Source organism: Coleofasciculus sp. F4-SAH-05 (genome assembly GCF_040222985.1).
Lineage (GTDB): Bacteria > Cyanobacteriota > Cyanobacteriia > Cyanobacteriales > Coleofasciculaceae > Coleofasciculus > Coleofasciculus chthonoplastes.
In genome coordinates this window covers 85,871-92,649 of the sequence record NZ_JAVKBY010000037.1, presented here as the reverse complement: position 1 = coordinate 92,649, position 6,779 = coordinate 85,871, and the positions used below count along the sequence as shown (strand labels likewise).

At 46.3% G+C, this 6,779-nt stretch carries 5 protein-coding genes; 4 read left to right on the top strand and 1 reads right to left on the bottom strand.

Annotation, left to right across the window (positions count from 1 at the left end; genetic code table 11):
- Nucleotides 1-138: 138 nt before the first annotated feature.
- Nucleotides 139-1,260 carry a hypothetical protein gene (locus tag RIG27_RS04160; protein WP_446342702.1) on the bottom strand — a complete coding sequence of 374 codons (1,122 nt, stop codon included), beginning with the start codon at nt 1,258-1,260 and terminating at the stop codon, nt 139-141.
- A 157-nt stretch (nt 1,261-1,417) separates the two neighbouring features.
- Here RIG27_RS04160 and RIG27_RS04155 point away from each other — a divergent pair, with 157 nt between their 5' ends.
- The 4 genes from RIG27_RS04155 to ccsB all read left to right on the top strand — a co-directional run bounded on the left by RIG27_RS04155 (nt 1,418) and on the right by ccsB (nt 6,750).
- On the top strand, nt 1,418-1,942 hold the full coding sequence (locus tag RIG27_RS04155; protein WP_446342700.1) for a Mov34/MPN/PAD-1 family protein: 525 nt from the start codon (nt 1,418-1,420) through the stop codon (nt 1,940-1,942).
- Between the two features lie 165 nt (nt 1,943-2,107).
- Complete coding sequence (gene moeB / locus RIG27_RS04150) at nt 2,108-3,280, top strand: molybdopterin-synthase adenylyltransferase MoeB (protein WP_446342698.1); 1,173 nt, start codon at nt 2,108-2,110, stop codon at nt 3,278-3,280.
- Between the two features lie 384 nt (nt 3,281-3,664).
- Entirely contained in the window at nt 3,665-5,401 is a 1,737-nt protein-coding gene (locus RIG27_RS04145) for a DUF3352 domain-containing protein (RefSeq protein ID WP_446342696.1), read from the top strand.
- A 275-nt stretch (nt 5,402-5,676) separates the two neighbouring features.
- A complete protein-coding gene (ccsB, locus tag RIG27_RS04140) occupies nt 5,677-6,750 on the top strand; it encodes a c-type cytochrome biogenesis protein CcsB (protein WP_446342694.1) in 1,074 nt (357 codons plus the stop codon).
- Nucleotides 6,751-6,779: the final 29 nt, after the last annotated feature.

Here is a 6,779-nt window from a genome sequence, read left to right as displayed (position 1 = left end):
AATGACCAATGACCAATGACCAATGACCAATGACCAATGACCAATGACCAATGACCAATGACCAATGACCAATGACCAATGACCAATGACCAATGACCAATGACCAATGACCAATGACCAATGACCAATGACCAATACTTACTGCACTAATTCTAATTCCTTTAATGCCCTCTCCAACGCCGCTGTTTCAAAATTGAGTGTCAGCGCCCCATTAAAATTTGGTTTTACGGTAATATCATCTATCGTGTAAACATTTACAAAGCCAAACTGTACGGTTTTAATGTCAGTTTTGCGAGGAATGACATCTACATATTTTTTAAGATAATCTTTACTCACATTGACTGCCACATCAATCCGATGATAGTTGCCGACATTGACAAAGCCAACCATCTTGACATCGACTTGCGATTGCTCTTCATTCAACTTCTCTTGTAAGGTAAATGTCCCGGTTTCAATTAATTCCTCCATCTGCTCTATGTCTGCCAAATTTTTCTTGTAGACTGCCAATAACTGCGCGATTGTAGCGTCATCCTGATTCTCAAGCACGAGATCGAGATTCACGCCCAACTTTTCTTCTTTGACTGTTGCCTTTAGGAACGCGATCGCGTGATTCTTAAGTTCTGTTTTGTTTTGATGATCACCTTGAACCGCTCGATGTTTTTGGTTCCCGTTATCCAGTAAATTAAATTTTACAAAAAGCTTGTCAATTCCCAAAATTTGCTTTTGAATCGCCAACACCAGCATGGAGCGGAGGTTATACCGTAATTCTCCAATCGGATCAACTAACCACCAAATTTTGCGAATGTGCGAAAACCTGGGTAAATGGTTGCCGCGATGCCAGCGATATTTTAATTTCTGATCAGGCAGGTAGCGATCCAAAACTGCCATCTGCCAGTAGGGGATTTGAATCAACAGTTTGCCCGATTCAAACGTTAATTGATAGTGCAGATGGGATTCGACTTGAATCTCAACCTCATAAAGATGAAATAGACTGGTGCGCTGACCCAGTACCCCAATATGAAAATCTCGGAGAAAATAGACAACGGCATCAATTTGTTGTAAGATTTGTTTTTTGATGAGGTTGAGCGGCAAATCATCACCGAGTTTCAAGGAAATTTGGTAAGAGCTCTCAAGAGGGCGTACCTGGCTAGGAGGAATCTGCCTCCGGTTCAATGAATCACTAACTGCCAGATTTTGATGCCGTAAAGCCTCGGTAGTATAGCTTGTAAACTGTTCGAGGAAAGCTTTGTCATTCGTCATTTGTCATTCGTCCTTTGTAAGGGCTTGAGGTTTGTTTATAAAACTTAGTACGGTTTTGTTTTCTTTTGTCCGACGACTTAAAAAATAATAGTAGGATTCCTATGGTCTAAGATTGAGTTTAGCGTAGATTACACTTATTCCCTATTCCCTGAGATTGATGTCAAACTCAGACTATTCCCCAACCCATTTAGTCAACATTAACCATGATCAGATTCAGGTGATGAAAACTCACGCCGAAAGCACATACCCAGAAGAATGCTGTGGTTTGTTATTAGGTCAAATTAAGGGGGAGGTAAAAACGCTGGTTGAAGTCTCACCCACAGAAAACGCTTGGGATACTCAGGCGGCTGAAGCCTTTCAAGGGGTAAACGGTTCCCCGCGTCAGTCAGGGACGAAACGGAATCAGTTTAGCATTGCCCCAGAGGTGATGTTGAAGGTTCAGAAGCAGGCACGCGATCGCGAATTAGATATCATTGGGATCTATCACTCTCATCCTGACCATCCAGCCATTCCCTCAGAATTTGATCGGGCGATCGCATGGCATCGTTATTCGTATATTATAATTTCCGTTCAACAGGGTATAGCTTCTGACCTGAGAAGCTGGACTCTCGATCCCCATCACCAGTTTCAACCTGAAGATATGATCACGGTAAAGGAACCGGGGAAAGGGGAAGCAATGTAGAGACGTGCCATGGCACGTCTGGGAACTGGGGAAGCTGAGTAAGCTGGGGAGGTTAACTCACGCACCATGCCCTTGAACGAAGCTAAGGGTCACGCGCCATGCCCTCGAACCAAGTGCAGGGTCAAAACTTCCCCAATCACTAATCGCTAATTTTATCAAATTGCCATGTTAAATCCCAATCTGGACGAAATCCAGCTAACCAAAGAAGAATACGAACGATATTCTCGACACCTAATATTGCCGGAAGTTGGACTAGAGGGACAAAAACGCCTCAAAGCGGCGAGTGTTCTCTGTATCGGTACCGGCGGACTCGGTTCACCCCTCTTACTGTACTTAGCCGCCGCCGGTATTGGACGTATCGGAATCGTAGATTTTGATATCGTCGATTGTTCCAACCTGCAACGTCAGGTGATTCACGGGACATCCTGGGTAGGGAAACCGAAAATTCAATCGGCAAAAACCCGGATTCTAGAAATTAACCCCTATTGTCAAGTTGATCTCTATGAAACCCGGCTGACATCAGAGAATGCGCTGGATATCGTGAAACCTTATGATGTGGTTGTCGATGGAACCGATAATTTTCCCACCCGTTACCTCGTCAATGACGCCTGCGTAATCCTGGGTAAACCTAATGTCTACGGTTCCATCTTGCGCTTTGAAGGACAAGCCAGCGTCTTTAACTACGAAGATGGACCCAATTACCGCGACTTGTTCCCCGAACCCCCACCACCCGGAATGGTTCCTTCCTGTGCAGAAGGCGGCGTTTTGGGTATTTTGCCCGGAATTATTGGACTCATCCAAGCCACGGAAGCCGTTAAAATTATCCTGGGTAAGGGGACAACCCTCAGCGGACGGTTGTTACTGTACAACGCCCTGGATATGAAATTCCGGGAACTGAAACTGCGACCGAATCCAGTACGCCCCGTTATCGAAAAATTAGTAGACTACGAACAATTCTGTGGCATTACCCAAGCTAAAGAACAGGAGGCGCAACGGTTAATGGCAATTCAAGAAATGACCGTTCAAGAACTCAAGCAATTAATGGATAGTGACACAAAGGATTTTGTCCTCGTTGATGTCCGCAATCCCAATGAATACGAGATTGCTAAAATTTCCGGTGCTGTTTTAGTCCCATTACCGGATATTGAACAAGGTTCAGGCGTCGAAAAAGTTAAGCAACTCCTAAATGGTCATCGCTTAATTGCCCATTGTAAAATGGGAGGACGTTCAGCTAAAGCATTAGGCATTCTCAAAGAATCCGGAATTGAAGGGATTAATGTCAAAGGGGGAATTACCGCTTGGAGTCGGGAAATTGACCCGTCCGTACCGGAGTATTAAACATTAGTGTCAACTTAAGCTGAATAGCAAAGGGAGCAGGGACATTCTGGTAGTAGCTTGGCAAGCTTAAAACGTTGGCAAAGTATTTTCTGAAACCCTTATGAGAGTAACTATCCAGGAAAATTTTACCCACCAATTTAAGCTTGCTAACCTAGTTGTTTGTCATTTAAAGGTTATTGTCAATCCCAGCCAAATTATTGTAGTGCGAGCATCTTGCTCGCTACTAATACGATTAATTTATTTAGGGCTTGCTGGATAAAATCTAAGCCTATAAAATCTAAGCCTATATAGTTATGCCAATACTCCTCAACTCTTTACCAATGACGTAGCTTGCTTGGCGCTCCGCGAGTATGACAAATGACAAATGACAAATAACGAATATTCATGCTGAACAAAAATAAACTCCTTTTACGGGTAACATTAGCCCTAATTGTTGTCCTGATGAGCGGGAGTGTCATCGCCTATTCTCTGTTCGTACAACACAATCTATGGCTGGCAAAAGCACCAGTGGGGGCAAAACTTGTGCCTCAAGATACCCTGATCACAGCCTTAGTGTCTACAGATAGCGGTAAATGGCGACAATTGCAGCGATATGGCACACCCAACACTCTAGCGGCGTTAGTCAGACAACTCGCCCAGCTTGAGAAAAACCTGCTAACAGACAACGGCTACGACTACGAGGAAGATATCCAGCCGTGGTTAGGTGAAACGGTAATGATTGCCTATCGGGGGGATAGTACATCTGCACCAGAAACTGAATCAGAGCAAACAGCCCCTGTCACGCTACCGTTTATCAAACTCCCCGACTTAGTTATCCTACCGATTAATAACCCCGCCCAAGCTAAAGAAATTTTGGCTAAAACCGCGTCTCAGAAAGTGACTCAGTTTGGTGAGAGAACCTATCGCGGAGTTCAGCTTCGCGAAACTCAAAAGCCCGGTAGCCAAAACTATTCGGTTACTGTTTTGGAACGGTTTGTCGTGGTTACGTCAAATCCCCAAACCATGGAGGAGGTGATTGACACCTATAAAGGGGTGAAATCTGTGGCATCTACGCCGGGATATATTGAGGCTTTAGCTACAATTGACACCACCCAGGCGTTTGCTCAAGTGTACTTAAACCTACCCACGTTTACCGCCACCGCCGCCGCCAACTCCACGCGATCGCTCTCACCGGAACAGTTAGCCCAAAGGCAACCCCAGCAAGGGCTGGTGACGAGTATTTCCTTGGAGTCAGATGGGATACGTTTTCGCGGGATGTCTTGGCTGAAACCGAATAGCCAAAACGCCTATCCCATAGAAAATACCAGTAGCCGTTTACCCAGACGCCTCCCCGCCAATACCCGCTTCATGCTGAGTGGTAGTAATTTAGCTCAATTGTGGAAAAGTTACGCCCAAAACGCCTCCGCTAATCCCTTGATCCCCATTCCCGCAGCGAATCTGAGTGCCGGGATACAGACAACTCTGGGTGTAGATGTACAAGAGGATTTATTACCCTGGATGGCAGGAGAATGGGTAATTGCCCTGATTCCCGCAACTGAGGATTTGCTCACACCCCCAGAAAACCAGCCACCACCCATGCTAGGCGCAGGTATCACCGTAATGATTCTATCGAGCGATCGCGCGGCTACAGAAAAAGCCTTCCAGCAGCTTGATCAAGTGATGGAAACCCGTTATCAGTTTACGGTGGAAAACACCCAACTCAATCGTCAACCTCTGGTACGCTGGACATCTCCCCTGGGAGGCGTTACCGCTACCCACGGTTGGTTAGAAGGAAATATTGCCTTTCTCACCTTCGGCGCACCCATTGCTGATGCCATTGTTCCTCAACCCCAAGCCCCCTTGACTCAAACGCCACTGTTTCAGCAAATCGTACCCACAAAACCTAGTCCCCACAATGGTCAAGTTTTCATTGAGGTGGAGCGTCTCTTAAATCGAGATAATTTAAATTTGCCTCAACTTCCCTCTCAACTTGATGAGATGATGCAGGCAATCCGCGCGATCGGTTTAACGACAGCCGGGGAAGACCAGCGAAATACACGTTTTGATTTATTTGTCAAGCTAGAAACAATGCTACCGTCCAATCCAGTTCCGGTTCCTTCTTCTCCGATACCCTCCCCTTGATTTGGGGAACACCGAGCGAAGTCGAGGTGTGTCAGATGGGGGAGATGGGGGAGATGAGAGAACGAACTTGTCTGTGTAATCAGTGTCAATAAGCTCTCACCTCCCTATTCCTATCTCTCCAATAAATCCGTGAAATCAGTGTTTTGACCAATGACCAATGACTAAAAAATCGTTATCATTATCTCTTTCGCCTCTCGTGAAAGGCGGTAATCCCGATAGGATATATAGTAACCCAGTAAATTCATGTCCAAACGATTAAGTCGAGAAGCGTATTTATGGATTTAATTTCACTCCAAAACAGCTTAGATAATATTTCATTTGCAGTTCTCCTAGTTACCATGCTGCTGTATTGGGTTGGTGCAGCCTTCAAGAACATCCCCTATCTGCCCACCTTAGGCGGAACGGGTATGATCATCGCCAACCTGTGTATTGCAGCCTTACTCGGTGCCCGTTGGCTGAGTGCAGGGTATTTCCCATTAAGTAATCTCTATGAATCCCTATTTTTCTTAGCCTGGGGCATCACCGCGATGCATCTGGTAGCCGAGAAAATGAGCGCGAGTCGTTGGGTGGGCGTGGTTACCTCCCCTGTCGCCATGGGAATTACCGCTTTTGCCGCTCTGTCACTACCATCTGATATGCAACAGGCGGAACCGTTAGTTCCGGCGCTGAAATCCAACTGGCTGATGATGCACGTCAGCGTGATGATGCTCAGTTACGCCACATTAATGGTGGGATCATTATTAGCGATCGCCTTTTTAGTCGTGACTCGGGGTCAAAATGTTGAACTGCGCGGGAGTTCTGTCGGTACAGGTGGCTTTCGCCGTAAACAAGACTCCACGGGAGCGACTTCCTATCAACTGAAACGGAACCAGGATAACCTTCAGCCCCAAGGAGGCGATAGTGGAGCAATGGCGATGAGTTGGCAAGACACCTCAGGTTCGACAAGTACAGCCGTTCTGGATGCTGTCGCCTCCGCCCCATCCTCCACACCTGAGGTAGCTAGCGTTCCCACCCTTTCTCCCCAACGCCTAAACTTAGCGGATACCTTAGATAATATTAGCTATCGGATGATCGGGCTAGGATTTCCGTTGCTGACAATTGGCATTATTGCTGGTGCAGTTTGGGCAAATGAGGCATGGGGTTCCTATTGGAGTTGGGACCCCAAAGAAACTTGGGCATTAATTACCTGGCTCGTATTTGCCGCTTACCTTCATGCTCGCATTACCCGAGGCTGGCAAGGACGACGACCCGCCATTTTAGCAGCAACAGGATTTGTTGTAGTCTGGATTTGTTATCTTGGGGTGAATCTATTGGGTAAAGGATTGCATTCCTACGGCTGGTTCTTCTAGGACTTCCAGGACTGATCAACGCGACGACC

What these genes read in the sequence shown, in the direction of transcription:
- RIG27_RS04160 (WP_446342702.1), bottom strand. Translation starts at nt 1,260, where the DNA reads ATGACGAATGACAAAGCTTTCCTCGAACAGTTTACAAGCTATACTACC.
- RIG27_RS04155 (WP_446342700.1), top strand. Translation starts at nt 1,418, where the DNA reads ATGTCAAACTCAGACTATTCCCCAACCCATTTAGTCAACATTAACCAT.
- moeB (WP_446342698.1), top strand. Translation starts at nt 2,108, where the DNA reads ATGTTAAATCCCAATCTGGACGAAATCCAGCTAACCAAAGAAGAATAC.
- RIG27_RS04145 (WP_446342696.1), top strand. Translation starts at nt 3,665, where the DNA reads ATGCTGAACAAAAATAAACTCCTTTTACGGGTAACATTAGCCCTAATT.
- ccsB (WP_446342694.1), top strand. Translation starts at nt 5,677, where the DNA reads ATGGATTTAATTTCACTCCAAAACAGCTTAGATAATATTTCATTTGCA.